Here is an 18,929-nt window from a genome sequence, read left to right on the forward strand (position 1 = left end):
TTCGCTGTCATCGCGCTCACGGATGCGCCGCCAGCTTGTCGCGCAGCTGAGCGGCAGCGCGCTCGCTCGCCACCAGCACCAGCTTCATCATGGCGCGCGTGGCGCCGACGAAGAGCTTGCGCAGCGTGCGTTCGTCCAGCGTTTCGAAATCGATTTCGGCGAGGATGACCGCCGGCGCCGACTGTCCCTTGAAGCGGTACACCGATTCGATCAGCACCTCACCGCCGGAATACTCCGGCTGGCCGAGCAGGTCGTACTGACCGGTGAAGCTGCGCAGCGCATTGGCGCCGAGCCGGTCGTGGCGCAGCAGTTCCGACTGTTCGCGGCCGCGCCAGCTGATGATGGCAACGTCCTGCGCATGGAAGCCGGCGGCGAAGCACAGCCGTATCGCTTCCTTCACCCGCGTGGTCAGCGGATGGGCCGCGTCGTAGCTGAGCAGCTCGACCTCGTCCGCCTCGAACGGCGACGCCGCCTCGATGTGCTCGGCGGCCGGCAGCAGCGCCTGCAGCATGCGCACCACCGGCCGCGGGCTGCGGAAATTGCTGTGCGCGCGCAGCGTGACCCAGCCCGGCAGTTCGATCGGCGGGCGCGCGTACAGGTTCTGCATCGGATCTTCCAGCCAGATGCGGCGCGCGTCGTCGTCGGCGTGGCGCCACAGCTGCTGCGCCCAGTCGGCGGAAAAGTCCTGCCCCTCGTCGACAATGATGGAATCGAAACGCAGGTCGTCCGGCACCTCAAGCTCGCCGGCACGCGCAATGAGCGCGTCGAAAGCGTCCGGCTTGGCGTAGTCCGGCCGCTCGCCGTGCGCGGCGAGCACGCGTTCGCACAGGTGGTGGAAGGTGCAGGCCATGCCGCCTTCCGGCGCGATGTGCGCGAGGTGGTCGGCGAGCGGGCGGTTGAAGCAGACGTAGAGCGGGCGACGGCCGGCGGCGATGGCCGCGCTGTACTCGGCCAGCGCGAGCTGGGTCTTGCCGGAACCGGCGGTACCGACCACGCGCAGCCGGTAGGGATCGAAGTCGAGCGCGCGCGCCCACTGCGACAGGCCGCCGGCGACGCGCGTGATGCGCTCGCGCGCGATGCCCAGCCGCGCGGCGACGTCCGGCTCCAGCTTGATCTCGTCACGCAGAAAGCGGTGCACCTCGGGCGCGTGCCCGCTGTGTTCGCCCGGCGGCAGGATGGCGCGGATGCGCGGTATCAGCTGGTCGCGCACCGCGGCGTCGACGATGCGCTCAGGCTCGATGCCGGCGGTATGCGCCTGGCGCACGAAGTAGTCCGGGCAGTACAGCAGGTATTCGATGCGCGGTGCCGGCCCGCCGAGCCGCGCGGCCAGCCGGGCCTGCAGCGCGGTGCGCGAGCGCGCGATGCCGACCGCGACGTTGCGGTCGCGACCGCGCCGGCGCGAACTGAGGCCGTGCGGCCCCTCTTCGAGGAAACCGCTGCGCTGTTCGATGGCCAGCAGTTCGCCGGCGGCATTCACCACGACGAAGTCGATGTCGCCGTAGATCGAGAAGCCGCCCTCGTCGAGCCGCGTCCAATGCACGCCGTGATAGACGGTATAGGCGGCCGGCAGGCCGCGCTCGAGCAGCGCCAGCGTCGCCAGTTCGCGCTCGGCCGCGCCGCCGGCCTCGCCCGCCGCGAGTTCTCGCCAGCCGTCGGGAATGACTTTCGCCACTGCAGGATCCTGGATCGGAAAGCCGCGAGCTTACACGGCCGGCGCGCCGTTCTTATCCACAACATCTGTGGACAAGATGCATCGCGTCGTCACGACAGCCGCGCCGGCTGAGGGTGTCAATAGGGTTGCCTCATTTTTGGGCAGGTGCGCCGAAGCCGGGGGATTCACCTCCGTCCGCGGCGCGTACCGATGACCGCGACATGGTTCGAGGCATGCCGCGGTGCGTCATCCACAGCATCTGTGGACAAACTTGTTAGCGAAAGATGTATAGACGCCGCAATCGCCCGGCGGGGGCCGGTGTCAACGGTGTTGCCTGTTTTTTGGGCAACGGTGACGAAATAGTTTTTCGCGCGCTGCGTGGATATCAGTCCGGGCCGCGCGCACCGAGCAGTTCGTCGTGGTTCTCGGCCACCATTTCCTCGTAGCCGGTGAGCGGGTCAATCTCGCGGCGGATTTCCCAACCGCTGGCGATGCCGAGCACCAGTTCCACCGTCGTGCGCACGATGCTGCCGGCAAGAAGATGACCGCCGGTCACCTGTCCGTGCGCGTCGGCCACCGACAGGTGCAGATGCACGCCGTGCGCGCTGATCGTGCCGGACAGCGTCAGCAGTTCGCTGTCGCCGTCGATCACCGTCGGCGTATCCCGCCCGGCCAGCCGCAGCATGGCCGGCGACAGGCTGCCGACGGCCGACAGCACGAATGCGGCGCCGAGGTCCTGCCGCTTAGCCCATTGTTCGAGGCTGCGCCGCAGGTCGTCGCCCGGGCGCAGGCGCTCGATGTGCACGGTCATCATTCCCGCTCTCCTCAGCCGAAGGGCCGCACGCCGATCAGCAGGCCGTGCAGCCAGAACGCGAACACGGCCCAGCCGGCGACGCCGGCCAGCACCACCTTCAGATCGCCGGCCGCCGAGCCCGGCGGCACCGGCAGATGCGCCTCGCGCCGACGCAGCAGCGTGAAGGACAGCACCGCCCACGCGAGGAAACTGCCGAACATGAGCAGGTCGGCCAGCGTGCCATTGGCCAGCAGGTGGGCGAACGCCCATATCTTCACCGACGCGGCCAGCGGCTGGCGCAGCCGGGCGGCGATGCGCGAGCCCGGCAGCAGCGAAGCCGCCAGCAGCACGAATGAAGGCAGCATCAGCAGCGCGGCGGCGTGACGCGACCACACCGGCGGTATCCACAGCCACAGCGGCTCCGCCCGCGCCTCGCCGTAGCCCCAGATCAGCAGCACCAGGCCGACGAGCGACGCGCCCGAATGCAGCAGGCGCCAGCGCATCGCGCCGTGCCGCGCAATCACCTGCTCGCGCAGGCCGGGTGAAACCAGCCTCAATGAATGCACACCGATCACCAGCACCAGTCCTGCAATCAACCAGATCATGTCCGCCCTCCTCGACCAGACGCGAGGGTAACCGAAGCGCCTGCCGGATTTGTCCTACACGCACCCACCGCGACGGATGACAGGCGCACACGCACCTGCTGCCCATACTGGGCTCGTGTGATGCAGACGGAGATTCCCATCGTGACTGGACGCATGCTGATGTCGGCACTGGCCGGCGCGCTGACCGTGATCGCCCTGCTCGCCGCCTATGAACTGGGTCGCACCGGACGCATCGACGCGTCGCCGTCGGGCGCCGCCGTCGCGCTGTCGTCGCTGGACGGCCGCGAAGTGTTCGACACCGAAGGCGCGACCGTGGGCGTGGTGGAGCAGACCATTTCGGCCCGTCACGGCGAACGCTCCGCCCGTTACGCCATGGTGCGCATCTCGCGCGGCAGTGACGCCGGACTGCGTCTGGCGGTACCCGATTACCGGCTGCAGCCGGTCGAGGACGGACTGATGCTGACGCTGGATGTCGATGAAGAGGGCGACTTCCAGCCGACGGTTGCACAGCTGCGCAACCGCACCTGAACCCCACACAGAACGACAGGAGACGACGATGAACAGATTGATCACCCTGATGCTGATGTGCGCCGGCCTCGCGCTGGCGGGCTGCAACACGATCGCTGGCGCCGGCAAGGACATCGAAGCCGGTGGCGAGAAGGTTCAGGACACCGCCCGCGACGTCCAGCAAAAGATGTAGTCCTGCTGTTGATGCTGTTGAAGTAGCTGCTCCGTTTCACTCCTCCTTGCGCTCGCCCGGTCCGCTCGCGGAACCGGGCGTTTTTTTGTCCACGCAGTCAGCGGAGGAGACGGGTTGCGGTCGGTGCGACGCCGGACTCCTGGTATTCGACGTCGCCGTCTCTCGCCCATACCCAGTGCGGCACGCCGGCCGGCGCTTCGTAGATGGCGCCCGTCGGCACCGCCACCACGGCGGTCTCATCGACGCGCTCGCCGAAGCCGACGTAAAGCGTGCCGCTGAGCACCGTCGTGTAGCGGGTGTCGGGATGGGTATGCGGCGGAAAGCGACCGCCCGCCGCCAGACGCACGCGCAGCAGGTAGGGTCCGGCGCCCTGTTCCGAACCGACCAGCCAGGCGGCTTTCAGCGCCGGAACCGCCGGCGGGCTGAACCAGGTGGCCTGCTCCGGCCGCAGCGGCAGCGGCGGGGTCTGTGCCGCGACCGCGCCACTGAGCAGGGCAACGGTCAGCGCGATCATCGATCCATGCATCGACGGCTCCCTACTGCTGCGCTTGATCGGTACGCAGCGGCGTATGACCGTCGTGCCGCGCGCGCTCTTTCTCAGCCGCATCGAGTGCGGCGGCCGCCAGCTGGCGGCCGTAGTCGATCAGCGACGCCGCCAGATGGAATTCATGGAACTGGCAGGTGTTCTTCGGCACGCTGATGACGACATCCGGCCAGAACACCGCGAGGTGCTGGCGGGTGATCGCTGCCTGCATGGTTTCGAGCGAACGCATGAGCACGTCGGACATCGCCAGACCGGTCTCGACCGGCTTGGCGTCGCCATTGCCCCCCGGCAGATAGCCGCGCAGGCGCGCCAGCAATCCGGGGGATACCTCGGCGGGCAGCTTCTGCAGCGGTGGCGGCTCGACCGATTCGCCATTCAGGTCAACCACGACGGTGAGGTCGGTCAGCGTGCGCTGTGTCGGCGCCACCGGCACCGGATTGAGCAGGCCGCCATCGACCAGCATACGGCCGCGGTAGGCGTGCGGCGTGAAGATGGACGGCACCGCCATCGAGGCGCGCATCGCTTCGAACAGCGGACCGTCGGTGAACCACACCTCGCGCCCGCGCTCGATGTCGACCGCGACCGCGGTGAAGTCCAGCGGCAGGGTTTCGATGTCGCAGTCGCCGATCAGATCGCGCAGCCGCGTCATCAGCAGCGTGCCGCGGATCAGGCCGCCGCCGGAGAAGGTCCAGTCGAGCAGGCGGAACACGTCGGACTGGGCGAGGCCGGTCACCCACTGCTCGTACGCGTCGAGCCCGCCGGCAGCGTGAATGCCGCCCACCACGGCGCCCATCGACGAACCGGAGATCGCGCGGATGTCGTAGCCGCGCGCCAGCAGTTCGCGGATGACGCCGATGTGCGCAAGGCCGCGGGCGCCACCGGAACCGAGCACGAGAGATACGGTTTTCTTCAGTTCGCTCATCGGCCGCAGTGTAGCGCCGCGCGGGTCACCGGCTACGCGGACTTCCCTGCGAGATCGAGACAGGTCAGGTGCAGCCGCAGGTCGAACTCGTACTGGTGATAGCGCGGTTCCATGTGCTCGCACAGCGCATAGAAACTCTTGTCGTGCTCACGCACCTTCAGATGAGCCAGCTCATGCACGACGATCATCTTCAGAAACTCCGGCGCGCAGTCGCGGAACAGCGTGGCGACGCGGATTTCCCGCTTGCTCTTGAGCTTTGCACCCTGCACGCGCGAAATCGTGGTCTGCGTGCCGAGCGCCTTCGCCACCAGTCCAAGGCCGCTGTCGTACGCCACTTTGGCGACCGGCGGCGCGGTGCGCAGGTGGCGGTTCTTCAGTTCGAGCACGTAGTCGTACAGCGCGGAATCGCTGCGCACGTCATGGCGCTCGGGATAGCGCACGCGCAGGGTTTCGGCCAGCCGGTCCTGCTCGATCAGCGTGCGCACCTGGTCCTGGATATGGGCCGGATAGGCCGACAGGTACTTCAGCGTCGTCATCAGGCGACCTGGTTGGCCGCGGTACGCCGGCGTTCGGCCGCCAGCACGCGCTCGGCGTCGAGCGACGAAATGGCGATGCGGGTGTCGGCCGGTATCGCGCCGGCCAGTTGCAGCGCCATGTAACGGCCGCAGCACACGCGCAGGAAGGAGGTGAAGTTGGCCGGCAGCAGGTGGGCGCCGTCACCGCCGCCCGCCTCGGCCAGTTCGTCGTACAGCTTGGAAATGAGGCGCGGCAGCGTCAGCCCGTCGCGCGCGCCGATCTCCTCCAGCACGTCCCAGAACTGGTTTTCCAGCCGGATGCTGGTGGCGACGCCGCGCAGCCTCAGCGAACGGCTGCGCATCACATAAAGTTCGGGGTCGGCGCGGATGAAGATCTGGCACATGGGTGACACCTCCTGCGCCTATTGTAGACAGCGCAGCGGAACGCAGGCGCCCCGCTGCGCTGTTCGCTTACTCGATGCGTGTGCCGAGCACTGCGAGGAACTGAGAAATCCACGCCGGGTGCGCCGGCCAGGCCGGTGCGGTGACGAGGTTGCGATCGGTCACCGCGCCGTCGATGGCGATGTCGGCGTAGCGGCCACCCGCCAGTTCGACCTCGGCGCGGCAGGCTGGGTAGGCCGAGCACAGGCGGCCTTCGAGCACCTTGGCGCCGGCCAGCAGCTGGGCACCGTGGCAGATCGCGGCGATCGGCTTGTCGGCCAGCGCGAAGTGACGGACGATGGCCAGCACCTTGTCGTCCATGCGCAGGTATTCAGGCGCACGACCGCCCGGAATGACCAGCGCGTCGTAGTCCTCTGCCTTCACGGTGTCGAACGTGGCGTTCAGCGTGAAGTTGTGGCCGCGCTTTTCGGAATAGGTCTGCTGACCTTCGAAATCGTGAATGGCGGTGGCGATCTGGTCGCCCGCCTTCTTGTCCGGACACACCGCGTGCACGGTGTGGCCCACGGCCAGCAGCGCCTGGAAAGGCACCATGATTTCGTAGTCCTCGACGAAATCGCCGGCCAGCAACAGGATTTTCTTCGCCTTCATGTCCGTCCTCCTCGCGTGAAGCGCGCGACGCGCGCAGGTCGCTAACGTGCTACGGACAAAAGGGTTCGGGGTGGTATTCGGTTAACACATGAGGCACATGCGGCCGTAGCTGATCGACGGCCGCTGTCGGGGTCAGAAGACCCCTCCCACAGGTTCGGCTAGCGGCTCGGGCGCACGCGTCGTGGGAGCGGCCTTGGCCGCGACACGGCAGCTGCGCTCCGGCGCCGCCTCAGTCCTTGAACGCCTCGACCGGGATATTGATCACCACCGTGTCGCCGATGCCCGGCAGGTACTTGGTCATGCCGAAGTCCGAACGCTTGATGGTGGTCGAGATGTCTGCACCGCACAGCGCCTTCTTGTTGATCGGGTGGGTGCCGCAGGCGAAGCCCTTGACGTCGAGGCGCACCGGCTGGGTCACGCCAAGCAGCGTGAAATCGCCTTCCGCGCCGACCAGCTTGTCACCTTCGTACATCAGCTTGGTCGACTTGAAGGTCATGTTCGGAAACTTCTCGACGTTGAAGAAATCCTCGCCGCGCATGTGCTTGTCCCAGGCTTCGAGGCCCATGTCGACCGAAGCGCTGTCGATGGTGACTTCGATGCTGCCGCTCTTCTGCGCCGGCACCAGCATGATCTTGCCGGTCACGTTGTTGAAGCGGCCGCGCTGGGTCGAGAAACCGAGGTGGTTCACCTCGAACACCGGGAAGGTGTGGCGGCTGTCGATGGTGAAGCTGTCGGCGGCCATCGCGCCGGCGGTCATGGACAGGCCGGCGAATGCGCCGAACAGGGCAACAGCGATCTTCTTCATGCAGGAACTCCTTCTTATTGATGTACCGGCGCGCCGCGGGCGGGCGGGCCCGGGGGATTACTTGCCGGCGACGGCCAGCCGGAAGCGGATCTGCACCTCGTCGGCGACCACCGAGGTGTCACCCCAGGCGCCGGTGCCGACCCCGTAATCGAGGCGCTTGAGCGGGAAACTGCCTTCGAGCACCGCACCGGCGCCTTCCGGTTTCAGCGTGAAGGGGGCCGCCACCTCACGCGTCTTGCCCTTGATGCTCATCTGGCCACGCACTTCGTACTTGTTGTTACCCAGCGGCTTGACCGAGGTGGACACGAAGCGCGCGGTCGGAAACTGCTTCACGTCGAACCAGTTCTTGCCCTTCACCTCGTCGTTGGCTTCCGGGCCGCCGGCGTCGATCGATGCCAGTTCGATGTCCAACGTGGCCTTGCCGGCCTCGGGTTTGGTCGGGTCGAAGTCCAGCGTGGCAGCAAACTTGCGGAAGGTGCCGTCGACCGACACCCCCATCTGCTGCGACACGAAGGCCAGTGAACTTTTCTCGGGCAGCACACGGCTGTAGGTGCCGGCCGCCAGCGCCGGCAAAGCCAGCGCCAGACCCGCAGCGATCACGGTCGACCGGCACACGGCCGTGAAATTCGGGAAGGTCATGAGCTCTCCATATAAGTCGCACACCGTTGTTGATGCGCGATGACGGGAAAAATTCCGCGGCGGCAGTCAGCCTTCGCGCTGAGCCATTCTGCTTTCGAGCTCGGCAACGCGCGCTTCCAGCGCTTCGAGCTGGGCGCGGGTGCGGGCCAGCACCTCTTTCTGCACGTCGAATTCCTCGCGCGTAACCAGATCGAGGCGGGAAAACATGGCGCTGGCCATCGCCTTGGCGTTCTTTTCCAGATCGCGGGCCGGGCTGGCGGCAATCAGTTCGGAAAAACGGCTGGACAGCTCCTCGAGCATCTTGGGATTGAGCATGGCGACCTCCTGCAGTTAGGGATTCAACGCGTCACCCCGGCGGGACGCCGACGCGACGAACGTTCGCCGCGCATTGTGCCGGCAAGCGGCAGCCGGCGCGACCATCGCGGCGACGCCATTCATGACATCGCGGTGCATTTCCGGGCATGCGGGCACCGAATTCGCGCACGGAATGTAAGGCCATGTATTCACGCACCGACTTGGTGCGAGTCGGATTTGTCGCGCGTGAACTTGGGGCAAGGCCGTTGCATGGATCACGGCGCCGCTGTGGGACATGATCACAAACCATTGAAATGATTGATGTTTGTTTGCTGGCACGGTCCGTGCAATGGAGGCTGAGCAGTTTTCCCTAACATCAAGGAGTGAACACTCATGCAAAAGACTCTGATCGCCGCCGCCCTCGCCAGCGCGCTGGCCGTGCCCGCCTTCTCCGTCCATGCCGAAGAGCCGGCCAGCCCGCACACCTTCACCGGCAACGTCGGTCTGTTCAGCCAGTACGTGTTCCGCGGCATCAGCCAGACCAACGAAGACATCGCACTGCAGGGCGGCTTCGACTACTCGCACGCCAGCGGCTTCTACATCGGCACCTGGGCTTCGAACATTTCGTGGCTCAAGGATGCGCCGGCTGGTGTGGATCCGGCCTATTCCAGCTCCAGCATGGAAATCGACGTCTACGGCGGCTACAAGTTCGCAGTGACCGAAGACATCGGCATGGACGTGGGTATCCTGCAATACATCTATCCGGGCGATCGCAACCCCGGCATAACCAAGGCCGACACGACCGAAGTCTATGTTGCAGCCAGCTGGAAGTTCCTGTCGGCGAAGTACTCGTACAGCCTCGGCGACACCTTCGGCGTAAACAACGCCGACGGCACCTGGTATCTGGACCTGCAGGCCAACTACCCGATCACCGACGCCCTGACGCTTAACCTGCACTACGGCATCCAGGAATTTGATGGCTCGAACGCCGGCGTCAAGAACGACTCCTTCGCCTCGTACGAAGACTGGAAGATCGGCCTGTCCTACGCGCTGCCGCAAAGCTTCACTGTCGGTGCTTTCTATACCGACACCAGCATGAACAGCACGGAAAAGGCCTTCTACACCAATCTGAAGGGCAAGTACCTCGGTGACGACCAGTACGTCGTATTCGTTTCCAAGACCTTCTGATTTACAAACGCTTCGCGGCATCTGCCAGGGGAATGTCATGAAACTAGTCACTGCCATCATCAAGCCGTTCAAGCTTGACGAAGTGCGTGAGGCGCTGTCCGCCATCGGCGTGCAGGGCATCACCGTCACCGAGGTCAAGGGTTTCGGTCGTCAGAAAGGCCACACCGAGCTGTATCGCGGTGCCGAGTATGTCGTCGATTTCCTGCCGAAGGTGAAGATCGAAGCGGCGATCAGCGACGAGCTGGTCGACAGCGTCGTCGAAGCCATCGAAAAATCCGCCAGCACCGGCAAGATCGGCGACGGCAAGATTTTCGTATTCGATCTCGAACAAGTCGTCCGCATCCGCACCGGTGAAACCGGCGTCGATGCGCTTTAAGGGAGAACGGGAGATGAAGCGCTTTTTGAGCATCCTGTGCGCAACGCTGGCCATCGGCCTGGCAGCGCCTGTCATGGCAGAAGACCCCCCGGCAGCGCCGGTCGCGGCAGAAGCGGCCGCACCGGCCGCCGACGCCCCGGCGGCGCCCGAGGCAGCACCGGTGGCCGCCGAAGCAGCACCGGCTGAAGCGGCTCCGGCCGAAGAAGTGAAGGCCGAAGTCCATAAGGGCGACGTGGCCTGGATGCTGGTCTCCACCATCATCGTGCTGTTCATGGCCCTGCCCGGCCTGGCGCTGTTCTACGGCGGCATGGTGCGCGCCAAGAACATGCTGTCGGTGCTGATGCAGGTGATGGTGGTGTTCTCGCTGATCGGCGTGCTGTGGGTCGTCTACGGCTACAGCCTGGCCTTCACCGAGGGCACGCCCTTCATCGGTTCGCTGGACAAGCTCTTCCTGAGCGGTGTCTCGGTCGAATCGCTGGCTGACACCTTCAGCCCCGCCGTGAAGCTGCCCGAGTACGTGTTCATCGTGTTCCAGCTGACCTTCGCCGGCATCACCGCCGCGCTGATCGTCGGTTCGTTCGCCGAACGCGCCAAGTTCTCGGCCGTGCTGCTGTTCTCGGTGCTGTGGTTCACCTTCTCCTACATCCCGATCGCCCACATGGTGTGGGGTGCCGGTGGTTACCTGCTGGGTCACGGCGCGCTCGACTTCGCCGGCGGCACGGTGGTGCACATCAATGCCGGTGTCGCCGGTCTGGTGGGTGCCTACATGGTCGGCAAGCGCATCGGCTACGGCAAGGAATCGATGGCCCCGCACTCGCTGGTACTGACCATGGTCGGTGCGTCGATGCTGTGGGTGGGCTGGTTCGGCTTCAACGCCGGCTCCAACCTGGAAGCCAACGCCAACACTGCGCTGGCCGCCATCAACACGATGATTGCCGCCGCTGCTGCTACCGTTGCGTGGATCGCCGCCGAAGCCATCTTCAAGGGCAAGCCGTCGATGCTGGGTGCCGCTTCCGGCTCGATCGCCGGTCTGGTTGCCATCACCCCGGCCTGCGGTACCGTCGGCCCGATGGGTGCACTGGTGATCGGTCTGCTGGCTGGCGTGATCTGCTTGTGGGGCGTGAATGGCCTGAAGCACATGCTCGGTGCCGATGACTCGCTCGACGTGTTCGGCGTGCATGGTGTCGGCGGCATCGTCGGCGCCATCCTGACCGGCGTGTTCACCGCGCCGTCGCTCGGCGGCACCGGTGCCGAGGACTTCGCGATGGGTGCCCAGGTCGGCATCCAGGCGATGAGCGTGGTGATCACCATCGTGTGGTCGGGCGTCGTGTCCTTCATCGCCTACAAGCTGGTCGACATCTTCATCGGCCTGCGTGTGCCGGAAGACGAAGAGCGCGAAGGTCTGGACGTGACCGCCCACGGCGAAACCGCCTACCGCCTCTGATACGAACACTCCTCCAGCAATGGTTCGGGCGCCTTCGGGCGCCCGTTTTTTTTGTGCGTGCACGGTGTCAGCGAGGCCCAGGCCGGCGCGTGCTGTCCGTCGCCAGCGAGGCATGCGCGTTGATCGATCTCGTGCCCGACCCGCGGTTGCGGGTTAGCATCATGGCCCCTGCTGCCCTCAGCGCCGCGGGGGACGGCAACGAGGGCGCCCGCCGAGGCGCCCCGGATTGAACGAGGACACCGCACGTGAACACCTTTGCCCTGCGCAGCATGGCTGCGCTGATCGCCCTGAGCGCGAGCACCTTCGCCGCTGCGCAGGAGGACAGCTTCCCCGCGGAAGAGCGCGCACGGCTGCGCGACCAGGCCGCTGAGCTGAAACAGCAGGCACGCACGCAACAGGAAGCCGCCCGCATCGCGCGCGACGAGGGCTATGCCGCCTGCTGGCAGCGCACGCTGGTGTCGTCCTGCATCGAGGACACCGACGAAGCCTATCGCCGCAGCGTGGGCGAGGCGCGCAAGCTGGAAATACAGGCCAGCGAAATCGAGCGCGACATGCGCACCCGCGCCGCCGAAGTTCGCCGCGCGGAAAAGCAGCGTGCGGCCGAAGCGCGCCGGGACAAGTCGATCGAAATGAGCGTCAAGACGCGCGAACAGGAGGCGCAGCGGGCGCAGGATGCAGCCGCCCGCGCCGACAAGGACGCCGAAATGGCGGCCCAGGCCGAGGCGCGCGAACGCGCTCAGGCAGAGCGCGACGCCGCACAGGCGGCCAAGCGCAAGCGCGAGGACGCGCGTGCCGCCGAGCGCGCCGCCGACCAACGGCGTAAGGCGGCGAAGATCGACGAGCGCGTACAGCGCCGCGAAGAGGAGCGCGCCCGCCGCGAGGCCGAGGCGGCAGCGAAGGAAGCCACCAAGGACGCCAAGGAAACCACCGAGACGGGCGCGAAGCCCTGATCAGTTCGGCGTGTGGTGACCGCCAGGCGCGGCGTGGTGCGTACCTGACGCAGCATGGTGATGCAGCGCGGCGTGATCCGGTTCGTGCGGCAGCCGGTGACCGACCCACTGCGGCAGCAGTGACCCACCCACCATGCCGACCATGCTGACGACCAGACCGATCAGCTGCGGCGGTACCAGGCTCGCTTCACCGACCAGGATCTCGATCAGCAGCCATGACATCAGCCCGCCGATGATGGCCGCCAGCGCGCCCTGGGTCGTCGCGCGTTTCCAGAAGGCACCGAAGAACAGCGGCACGAAGGCGCCGGCCAGCGTCACCTTGTAGGCGTTCTCGACCATGCCGAAGATACTGGTTTCCGAATTGAGCGCGACCAGCAGCACGACGCTGGCAAAGCCGACGATGGCGCCGCGCATCACGAACAGCAGCTGACGGTCGCTCATGCGCGGGTAGAAGCCCTTCACGATGTTCTCGGCAAAGGTGACCGAGGGCGCCAGCAGCGTCGCCGACGAGCAGCTCATGATGGCCGACAGCACGGCGCCGAAGAACAGGATCTGCGCGATCAGCGGCGTGTGCTGCATCACCAGCGTCGGCAGCACGCGCTGCGAATCCTCCTCGATCAGCGCGCCGAAGGTGGCCGGATCGATCAGCGTCGCCGAATAGGCGATGAACATCGGCACGAAGCAGAAGCAGAAGTAGATGGTCGCGCCGAGCACCGAACCACCGACGGCCACCTTGGCCGACTTCGCCGAGGTGACGCGCTGGAACACGTCCTGCTGCGGAATCGAACCCAGCATCATGGTGAGCCAGGCGCCGATGAAGGTGATCCACAGCCAGGGGTCGGCCGGCGGGAAGAAATCGAGCTTGCCGGCTGCCGACGCGTGCTCGATCACCGGCGCCACGCCGCCGGTCAGGCCGCTGATGATGTAGGCGATGTAGAGCAGGCCGCCCATCGACACCGCCATCTGCACGAAGTCGAGGATGGCCACCGAGAACATGCCGCCGAAGGTGGTGTAGGTGAGCACGATGACCGCGCCCAGCACCATGCCTGCCTCCTGGCTCACGGCGCCGTTGGTCACCATGAAGAAGATGAGGCCCATGGCCTTGATCTGCGCCGCCACCCAGCCGAGGTAGGACACGACGATGCACATCGAGGTGATCGCCTCCACCGTGCGGTTGTAGCGCATGCGGTAGTAGTCGCCGACGGTCAGGATGTTGAGCTTGTACAGCTTCGAGGCGAAGAAGAAGCCGGCGATGATCAGGCACATCGACGAACCGAAGGGGTCGGCCACCACGCCGCCCAGGCCTTCGGTGACGAACTGCGCCGACACGCCGAACACCGCCTCGGCACCGAACCACGTGGCGAACACGGTGGCGGTGACCACCGGCAGCGGCAGGCTGCGCCCGGCCACCGCGAAGTCCTTCGCGTTATGGACGTTCTTCGACGCGTACAGGCCGATGCCGACCGACACCATCAGATAGAGCACTACGAACCAGATCAGCATGAACGCCCCGGCGGAACATTGCGCGGCGCGGCACGACGCCGCGCGAGCGCAATGATAGCGGCGCGCAAACGCTGATGGGCAAAGGAAAGCGGCTGTTTTTCTATCAGGCCGAAAGTGGATAGTGCGAGGCGGCCGGCAGCGCCGTGTCGGCCACCATTTCGAGCACCACGCGCCCCTCGACCCGCAGGCCGGACAGATGGATGTGCAGGTGGGTGACCAGCGCGTTCTGCAGCGATTCGTCGACGCCGAAAGCGCAGTCGCGCGACGACAGCGCAACCCGCGGCTGCGTCGCCTCGACCTTCCAGCCGAAGGCGCCGGCGAGGCCGCCGCTGCAGGCGTCGATGACGATGCTGCCGGCTTCGGCCAGCGCATCCTGTTCGAGTTCGGTCAGTTCGTCGGAGACATCGGCCAGCCCGAGCATGCGGCGCACGATGAGCAGCGCGCCCTCCTCCGGCAGCGCCAGCAGCGCTTCGGCCGCCTGGCCATCGGCGGTGCGCATGCGCTGCGCGACCACGCAAAGGCGACCGCCGCTGAATTCGTCGAGCGCGCACAGGCTGCGCTGCAGCGACTCGCGGTCGGCCAGCGCGACGTGCGAAACCGACATGCCGACGCGTTCGGACACGATCTGCGAAAAGGTCATCGCCGCGCCGCGTACCGAACGGGTCATCGACCCGGCCAGCGCGCCGAGGCGTGCGGGGTGAGCCGGCGTCATCGCGCGTCCTCCGGGCGGGACGCCGTGCAGCCTTGATGCGTATCTACCGTGGTCGTTTTCATCGTTGTGATCTCGCGGCATGAAGGATCACTAACGACGGTGCGGGCGCTGACTTGAGGGCGCCGCTTCGGGTGTTCTTCCCGACCACGGCAGACGTGCTGCCGATGACTCCTACAGACCGGCGGCGATGCGCCAGATTTCGAGACCGATCAGCACCGCGACCAGCGCGCTCAGTATGCGCAGCCAGCGCAGCTGGCGACGGCTGCGCCGCTCGATGATGATGGGGTCGTGCAAGGCGTCGTGGGCGGCGGCCTGGCTCAGCACGCGGTGCGCCAGACGGGGCAGCTCGGGCATCGTCAGCGCCCAGCCCGGCGCCTCTTCGACCAGCTTGCGGCGCAGCGCGCGCCAGCCCATCTGTTCGCTCATCCAGCGCTCGAGGAAGGGCTTGGCCGTCTTCCACAGATCCAGTTCCGGATCGAGCTGACGGCCCAGGCCTTCGATATTGAGCAGCGTCTTCTGCAGCATCACCAGCTGCGGCTGGATCTCGACGTTGAAGCGGCGCGATACCTGGAACAGGCGCAGCAGCGTGCGGCCGAACTCGATTTCCTTCAGCGGCTTGTCGAAGATGGGCTCGCAGACGGCACGGATCGACGCTTCGAATTCGTCTACCCGAGTGCCGCGCGGCACCCAGCCGGCGTCGACGTGGGCCTGCGCGACGCGCTTGTAGTCGCGCTGGAAGAAGGCGAGGAAGTTCTGCGCCAGGTAGTTCTTGTCGACGTCGGTCAGCGTGCCCATGATGCCGAAGTCGAGCGCGATGTACTGGCCGTCCGGTGCGACGAAAATGTTGCCCGGATGCATGTCGGCGTGAAAAAAGCCGTCGCGGAACACCTGGGTGAAAAAGATTTCGACGCCGGCGCGCGACAGCGCGGCCATGTCTACGCCCTGGGCGCGCAATGCGTCGACCTGCGAGATGGGCAGACCGTGCATGCGCTGCATCACCATCGCGCCCGGACCGCAGTAGTCCCAGTACACCTCTGGCACGGCGAGCAGCGGCGAATCGCGGAAGTTACGGCGCAGCTGCGAACAGTTCGACGCCTCGCGCATCAGGTCCAGCTCGTCGCCGAGATGCTTGGAAAACTCCGCCACCACCTCGCGCGCCTTCAGCCGGCGGCCTTCCGACCACACGCGTTCGAGCAGCGTGGCGGCGGTTTCCATCAGCGCGATGTCGTTGGCGATGACGTGCTCGATGCCCGGCCGCAGCACCTTGACCGCCACTTCCTCACCGGTCGGCAGCACCGCGAAATGCACCTGGGCGACCGAGGCCGACGCCACCGGCTGCGTTTCGAAGCTGCGGAAGACCTGCGCCAGCGGCTTGCCGTAGAAGGTTTCGAGGCGGGCGATCGCCTGTTCCGACGGAAAGGGCGGCACGCGGTCCTGCAGCTTCGCCAGTTCGTCGGCCAGATCGGGCGGCAGCAGGTCGCGCCGCGTCGACAGCATCTGGCCGAACTTGACGAAGATGGGGCCGAGCGCCTCCAGCGCCTGACGCAGACGCACCGCGCGCGGCGCGTCGAAGCGGCGGCCCAGCCGGGTGACGCGCAGCAGACCGGCGAAGCGCAGCTTGCTGCCGGCGTCGATCAGCATCTGGTCGAGCCCGAAACGCAGGCTGACGGTGACGATCTTGAGCAGTCGCAACCAGCGCATCGGTTCAGCCCTTCACCGCGGGCAGCGGATCGGCAGGGGTCGGACGGGCGGCGTGAAACGTCATGTTGCTAAATTCGGCAGCGGCGCGGGAGCGCGCACTGTACAAGAAGGCCTGCCGCCCCGGAAGCCGCGCGCGGCGGGCCTCCACGGGCTCGCGTTATACTTCGCGGTCTTCAAATGCTTCTGCGCTTCGCGCCCTCGTTCCATTCATGACCCCCGAACTGCGCCAGGAACTGACCCGTCTGCTGCATGCCTCGCTCGCCAGCGTGGCACCTGACCTCGCCGCGCCCGACATCATCCTTGATCGCCCGAAGCAGGCCGCGCATGGCGACCTCGCCTGCAACGTCGCGCTGCAGCTGGCCAAGGCGCTGAAGCAGAACCCGCGCGTGATCGCCGGACGCATCGTGCGCGAACTGCCGCCATCCAACTTGATCGAGCGTGCCGAGGTGGCAGGCGCGGGCTTCATCAACTTCTTCTTCAGCGCATCGGTGAAGCAGGCCATCGTCGGCCGCATCCTCGCCGAACGCGAACGCTACGGCCGCTCGGACAGCGGCGCCGGCCGGAAGGTGCAGATCGAATTCGTGTCGGCCAATCCGACCGGCCCGCTGCACGTCGGTCACGGCCGCGGCGCGGCCTATGGCTCGGCGCTGTCCAATCTGCTGGAGGCCGCCGGCTACGCGGTGACGCGCGAGTTCTATGTGAACGACGCCGGCCGCCAGATGGACATCCTGGCCGTGTCGGTATGGCTGCGCTATCTCGAAACCCAGGGCACCGCCGTAAAATTCCCGGCCGACGGCTACCGCGGTGAGTACGTGCGCGACATCGGCGCAGAACTGTTCATCCAGCAAGGCACACGACTCAACCGCCACACCGGCGACCTGCCCGACGCTTCGCAGCCGGGCGACACCGCCGACGCCATGCTCGATGCGCTGATCGCCGCCGCCAAGAAGTCGCTCGGCGACGAATGGTGGACGGTGCACCGCTTTGCGCTCGACGCGATGCTGGCCGACCAGCGCAACGACCTCGGCGAATTCCGCGTGCACTACGACGTGTGGTATTCGGAACAGTCGCTGCACACCAACGGTGCCGTCGATCGCGCGGTGAAACGCCTGCAGGACGCCGGCCACATCTACGAACAGGACGGCGCGCTGTGGTTCCGCTCCACCCATTTCGGTGACGAGAAGGACCGCGTGGTCCGCCGCGACAACGGCGCGTATACGTATTTCGCGTCCGACATCGCCTACCACGCCGAGAAATTCGCGCGCGGCTTCGATCTGGTAATCGACGTCTGGGGCGCCGACCACCATGGCTACATCCCGCGCGTGAAGGGTGCGCTCGCCGCACTCGGCGAGAACCCGGACAAGCTCGAAATCGCGCTGGTGCAGTTCGCCGTGCTCTACCGTGGCGGCGAAAAGGCGGCCATGGGCAAGCGCTCGGGCGACTTCGTCACGCTGCGCGATCTGCGCGCCGAGGTGGGCAACGACGCCGCCCGCTTCTTCTACGTGCTGCGCAAGAGCGACCAGCACCTGGATTTCGACCTCGATCTGGCCAAGTCGGAATCGAACGACAACCCGGTCTATTACATCCAATACGCGCACGCGCGCATCTGTTCTGTCATCCGCGAGGCGGTGGCCAACCATGCGCTCGACCTGTCGCTGCTGCAGGGCGTGCCGGTGGACAGCCTGTCCGGCGAGAAGGAACTGCTGCTGGCACAGCGCCTGGCCGAATTCCCGGACGTGATCACGGCGGCGGTCGCCGACCGCGCCCCGCACTCGGTTGCCTTCTACCTGCGCGACGTGGCATCCGACTTCCACGCCTTCTACAACGCCTCGCGCATGCTGGTCGACGATCTGGCCGTGCGCGAAGCCCGCCTCGCACTGGCAGCGGCCACCCGGCAGGTCATCGCCAACGGCCTCGCCCTGCTCGGCGTGTCCGCCCCGGAAACGATGTAAATGGCCAAGGCCCCTGCGAAGAAATCGTCTGCACGCAAGAGCCGCGGCGGCACCGTGGTCGGCATCTTCATCGGCCTGGTGCTCGGTGTGGTGCTGAGCGCTGGCGTCATGTGGTACATCAACGGCTCGTCGCTGCCGCTGCAGGTCCGCGGCAGCGCACCGCCGCCGGCACAGCCACCGGCCGAGCCGGCCGCACTGCCGGGCAAGCCGGGCGACAAGGCACCCGCCAAGCCGCGCTTCGACTTCTACGAAACCCTGCCCGGCAACACGCCGGCGCCGGCCGCCGCGCCGGAAGCGAAACCGGCTCCTGCCGCGGAGCAGCCTGCGGCCGCACAGCCGCCGGCGTCGCTGCTGCTGCAGGCGGGCGCTTTCTCGTCGGAAGAAGAAGCGGACAACCTGCGCGCCCGTCTTGCGTTGATCGGTCTGGAATCTTCGGTGCAGAAAGGTACGGTGCCCGGCAAGGGCACGCTGTACCGGGTGCGCCTGGGCCCCTTCGCCAACGCGGAAGACATGCAGCGCGTACGCGCTGACCTTGCACAGAACGGAATCGACGCGTCGATTGTCCGATGACGTCGATTCAGAATA

General features: G+C 66.5%; 22 protein-coding genes. 8 read left to right on the forward strand and 14 right to left on the reverse strand.

What is annotated here, in order from left to right; all coding sequences use genetic code 11:
- Nucleotides 1-16 precede the first annotated feature (16 nt).
- The 3 genes from METRZ18153_RS0119460 to METRZ18153_RS0119470 all read right to left on the reverse strand — a co-directional run bounded on the left by METRZ18153_RS0119460 (nucleotide 17) and on the right by METRZ18153_RS0119470 (nucleotide 3,049).
- Complete coding sequence (locus tag METRZ18153_RS0119460; RefSeq protein ID WP_020166313.1) at nucleotides 17-1,672, reverse strand: ATP-binding domain-containing protein; 1,656 nt, start codon at nucleotides 1,670-1,672, stop codon at nucleotides 17-19.
- Nucleotides 1,673-2,036: 364 nt separating this feature from the next.
- Nucleotides 2,037-2,465 carry a PPC domain-containing DNA-binding protein gene (locus METRZ18153_RS0119465; protein ID WP_020166314.1) on the reverse strand — a complete coding sequence of 143 codons (429 nt, stop codon included), beginning with the start codon at nucleotides 2,463-2,465 and terminating at the stop codon, nucleotides 2,037-2,039.
- Nucleotides 2,466-2,476: 11 nt separating this feature from the next.
- On the reverse strand, nucleotides 2,477-3,049 hold the full coding sequence (locus METRZ18153_RS0119470) for an NnrU family protein (protein ID WP_020166315.1): 573 nt from the start codon (nucleotides 3,047-3,049) through the stop codon (nucleotides 2,477-2,479).
- A 141-nt stretch (nucleotides 3,050-3,190) separates the two neighbouring features.
- Here METRZ18153_RS0119470 and METRZ18153_RS0119475 point away from each other — a divergent pair, with 141 nt between their 5' ends.
- Nucleotides 3,191-3,577: a hypothetical protein gene (locus METRZ18153_RS0119475; protein WP_232416096.1), complete on the forward strand. Its 387-nt coding sequence runs from the start codon at nucleotides 3,191-3,193 to the stop codon at nucleotides 3,575-3,577.
- Between the two features lie 28 nt (nucleotides 3,578-3,605).
- Nucleotides 3,606-3,749, forward strand: coding sequence for an entericidin A/B family lipoprotein (locus METRZ18153_RS0119480; RefSeq protein WP_020166317.1), 144 nt, complete (start codon nucleotides 3,606-3,608; stop codon nucleotides 3,747-3,749).
- A 97-nt stretch (nucleotides 3,750-3,846) separates the two neighbouring features.
- Here METRZ18153_RS0119480 and METRZ18153_RS0119485 read toward each other — a convergent pair whose 3' ends face one another.
- The 8 genes from METRZ18153_RS0119485 to METRZ18153_RS0119520 all read right to left on the reverse strand — a co-directional run bounded on the left by METRZ18153_RS0119485 (nucleotide 3,847) and on the right by METRZ18153_RS0119520 (nucleotide 8,539).
- Nucleotides 3,847-4,275 (reverse strand): cupin domain-containing protein, encoded by a 429-nt coding sequence (locus METRZ18153_RS0119485; RefSeq protein ID WP_157257257.1) that lies wholly within the window; start codon nucleotides 4,273-4,275, stop codon nucleotides 3,847-3,849.
- 10 nt (nucleotides 4,276-4,285) lie between these two features.
- Nucleotides 4,286-5,215 (reverse strand): patatin-like phospholipase family protein, encoded by a 930-nt coding sequence (locus METRZ18153_RS0119490; protein ID WP_020166319.1) that lies wholly within the window; start codon nucleotides 5,213-5,215, stop codon nucleotides 4,286-4,288.
- A gap of 32 nt (nucleotides 5,216-5,247) precedes the next feature.
- Nucleotides 5,248-5,751: a YgjP-like metallopeptidase domain-containing protein gene (locus METRZ18153_RS0119495; protein WP_020166320.1), complete on the reverse strand. Its 504-nt coding sequence runs from the start codon at nucleotides 5,749-5,751 to the stop codon at nucleotides 5,248-5,250.
- Nucleotides 5,751-6,134 carry a ribbon-helix-helix domain-containing protein gene (locus METRZ18153_RS0119500; protein ID WP_020166321.1) on the reverse strand — a complete coding sequence of 128 codons (384 nt, stop codon included), beginning with the start codon at nucleotides 6,132-6,134 and terminating at the stop codon, nucleotides 5,751-5,753. The genes METRZ18153_RS0119495 and METRZ18153_RS0119500 overlap by 1 nt, the downstream gene beginning before the upstream one ends.
- A 67-nt stretch (nucleotides 6,135-6,201) precedes the next feature.
- Nucleotides 6,202-6,780 (reverse strand): DJ-1/PfpI family protein, encoded by a 579-nt coding sequence (locus METRZ18153_RS0119505; protein WP_020166322.1) that lies wholly within the window; start codon nucleotides 6,778-6,780, stop codon nucleotides 6,202-6,204.
- Nucleotides 6,781-7,009: 229 nt separating this feature from the next.
- Nucleotides 7,010-7,585: a YceI family protein gene (locus tag METRZ18153_RS0119510; protein WP_020166323.1), complete on the reverse strand. Its 576-nt coding sequence runs from the start codon at nucleotides 7,583-7,585 to the stop codon at nucleotides 7,010-7,012.
- A gap of 57 nt (nucleotides 7,586-7,642) precedes the next feature.
- Nucleotides 7,643-8,224 (reverse strand): YceI family protein, encoded by a 582-nt coding sequence (locus METRZ18153_RS0119515; protein ID WP_020166324.1) that lies wholly within the window; start codon nucleotides 8,222-8,224, stop codon nucleotides 7,643-7,645.
- A 66-nt stretch (nucleotides 8,225-8,290) separates the two neighbouring features.
- A complete protein-coding gene (locus tag METRZ18153_RS0119520) occupies nucleotides 8,291-8,539 on the reverse strand; it encodes an accessory factor UbiK family protein (RefSeq protein ID WP_019916149.1) in 249 nt (82 codons plus the stop codon).
- A 372-nt stretch (nucleotides 8,540-8,911) separates the two neighbouring features.
- Here METRZ18153_RS0119520 and METRZ18153_RS0119525 point away from each other — a divergent pair, with 372 nt between their 5' ends.
- From METRZ18153_RS0119525 to METRZ18153_RS0119540, 4 genes are all read left to right on the forward strand, one after another.
- Nucleotides 8,912-9,706, forward strand: coding sequence for a TorF family putative porin (locus tag METRZ18153_RS0119525; protein WP_020166325.1), 795 nt, complete (start codon nucleotides 8,912-8,914; stop codon nucleotides 9,704-9,706).
- A 37-nt stretch (nucleotides 9,707-9,743) separates the two neighbouring features.
- Entirely contained in the window at nucleotides 9,744-10,082 is a 339-nt protein-coding gene (gene glnK / locus METRZ18153_RS0119530) for a P-II family nitrogen regulator (RefSeq protein ID WP_018412627.1), read from the forward strand.
- 13 nt (nucleotides 10,083-10,095) lie between these two features.
- Nucleotides 10,096-11,526: an ammonium transporter gene (locus METRZ18153_RS0119535; RefSeq protein WP_020166326.1), complete on the forward strand. Its 1,431-nt coding sequence runs from the start codon at nucleotides 10,096-10,098 to the stop codon at nucleotides 11,524-11,526.
- A gap of 245 nt (nucleotides 11,527-11,771) precedes the next feature.
- The gene (locus METRZ18153_RS0119540; protein WP_020166327.1) at nucleotides 11,772-12,476 is read left to right on the forward strand and encodes a hypothetical protein; all 705 of its coding nucleotides are present in this window, start codon (nucleotides 11,772-11,774) and stop codon (nucleotides 12,474-12,476) included.
- Here the strand turns inward: METRZ18153_RS0119540 and METRZ18153_RS0119545 are convergent, their stop codons facing one another.
- From METRZ18153_RS0119545 to ubiB, 3 genes are all read right to left on the reverse strand, one after another.
- The gene (locus METRZ18153_RS0119545) at nucleotides 12,477-13,979 is read right to left on the reverse strand and encodes a high affinity choline transporter 1 (protein ID WP_020166328.1); all 1,503 of its coding nucleotides are present in this window, start codon (nucleotides 13,977-13,979) and stop codon (nucleotides 12,477-12,479) included.
- Between the two features lie 103 nt (nucleotides 13,980-14,082).
- Nucleotides 14,083-14,691, reverse strand: a complete 609-nt coding sequence (locus METRZ18153_RS0119550; protein WP_020166329.1) for a hypothetical protein — start codon at nucleotides 14,689-14,691, stop codon at nucleotides 14,083-14,085.
- Nucleotides 14,692-14,862: 171 nt separating this feature from the next.
- On the reverse strand, nucleotides 14,863-16,392 hold the full coding sequence (gene ubiB / locus METRZ18153_RS0119555; protein WP_020166330.1) for a ubiquinone biosynthesis regulatory protein kinase UbiB: 1,530 nt from the start codon (nucleotides 16,390-16,392) through the stop codon (nucleotides 14,863-14,865).
- Nucleotides 16,393-16,601: 209 nt separating this feature from the next.
- Between ubiB and argS the strand changes: the two genes are divergently transcribed.
- Both argS and METRZ18153_RS0119565 read left to right on the forward strand, forming a co-directional pair.
- Complete coding sequence (gene argS, locus METRZ18153_RS0119560; RefSeq protein WP_020166331.1) at nucleotides 16,602-18,344, forward strand: arginine--tRNA ligase; 1,743 nt, start codon at nucleotides 16,602-16,604, stop codon at nucleotides 18,342-18,344.
- A complete protein-coding gene (locus METRZ18153_RS0119565; RefSeq protein WP_020166332.1) occupies nucleotides 18,345-18,914 on the forward strand; it encodes an SPOR domain-containing protein in 570 nt (189 codons plus the stop codon).
- The last annotated feature ends 15 nt before the right edge of the window (nucleotides 18,915-18,929 follow it).

This window comes from Methyloversatilis discipulorum, assembly GCF_000385375.1.
Classification (GTDB): Bacteria; Pseudomonadota; Gammaproteobacteria; order Burkholderiales; family Rhodocyclaceae; genus Methyloversatilis; species Methyloversatilis discipulorum_A.

Coding starts and splice junctions, on each gene's coding strand:
- METRZ18153_RS0119505 (WP_020166322.1), bottom strand. CDS start 6,780: ATGAAGGCGAAGAAAATCCTGTTGCTGGCCGGCGATTTCGTCGAGGAC.
- METRZ18153_RS0119565 (WP_020166332.1), top strand. CDS start 18,345: ATGGCCAAGGCCCCTGCGAAGAAATCGTCTGCACGCAAGAGCCGCGGC.
- METRZ18153_RS0119550 (WP_020166329.1), bottom strand. CDS start 14,691: ATGACGCCGGCTCACCCCGCACGCCTCGGCGCGCTGGCCGGGTCGATG.
- METRZ18153_RS0119545 (WP_020166328.1), bottom strand. CDS start 13,979: ATGCTGATCTGGTTCGTAGTGCTCTATCTGATGGTGTCGGTCGGCATC.
- argS (WP_020166331.1), top strand. CDS start 16,602: ATGACCCCCGAACTGCGCCAGGAACTGACCCGTCTGCTGCATGCCTCG.
- METRZ18153_RS0119495 (WP_020166320.1), bottom strand. CDS start 5,751: ATGACGACGCTGAAGTACCTGTCGGCCTATCCGGCCCATATCCAGGAC.
- ubiB (WP_020166330.1), bottom strand. CDS start 16,392: ATGCGCTGGTTGCGACTGCTCAAGATCGTCACCGTCAGCCTGCGTTTC.
- METRZ18153_RS0119480 (WP_020166317.1), top strand. CDS start 3,606: ATGAACAGATTGATCACCCTGATGCTGATGTGCGCCGGCCTCGCGCTG.
- METRZ18153_RS0119535 (WP_020166326.1), top strand. CDS start 10,096: ATGAAGCGCTTTTTGAGCATCCTGTGCGCAACGCTGGCCATCGGCCTG.
- METRZ18153_RS0119490 (WP_020166319.1), bottom strand. CDS start 5,215: ATGAGCGAACTGAAGAAAACCGTATCTCTCGTGCTCGGTTCCGGTGGC.
- METRZ18153_RS0119510 (WP_020166323.1), bottom strand. CDS start 7,585: ATGAAGAAGATCGCTGTTGCCCTGTTCGGCGCATTCGCCGGCCTGTCC.
- METRZ18153_RS0119485 (WP_157257257.1), bottom strand. CDS start 4,275: ATGCATGGATCGATGATCGCGCTGACCGTTGCCCTGCTCAGTGGCGCG.
- METRZ18153_RS0119525 (WP_020166325.1), top strand. CDS start 8,912: ATGCAAAAGACTCTGATCGCCGCCGCCCTCGCCAGCGCGCTGGCCGTG.
- METRZ18153_RS0119465 (WP_020166314.1), bottom strand. CDS start 2,465: ATGATGACCGTGCACATCGAGCGCCTGCGCCCGGGCGACGACCTGCGG.
- METRZ18153_RS0119515 (WP_020166324.1), bottom strand. CDS start 8,224: ATGACCTTCCCGAATTTCACGGCCGTGTGCCGGTCGACCGTGATCGCT.
- glnK (WP_018412627.1), top strand. CDS start 9,744: ATGAAACTAGTCACTGCCATCATCAAGCCGTTCAAGCTTGACGAAGTG.
- METRZ18153_RS0119520 (WP_019916149.1), bottom strand. CDS start 8,539: ATGCTCAATCCCAAGATGCTCGAGGAGCTGTCCAGCCGTTTTTCCGAA.
- METRZ18153_RS0119470 (WP_020166315.1), bottom strand. CDS start 3,049: ATGATCTGGTTGATTGCAGGACTGGTGCTGGTGATCGGTGTGCATTCA.
- METRZ18153_RS0119500 (WP_020166321.1), bottom strand. CDS start 6,134: ATGTGCCAGATCTTCATCCGCGCCGACCCCGAACTTTATGTGATGCGC.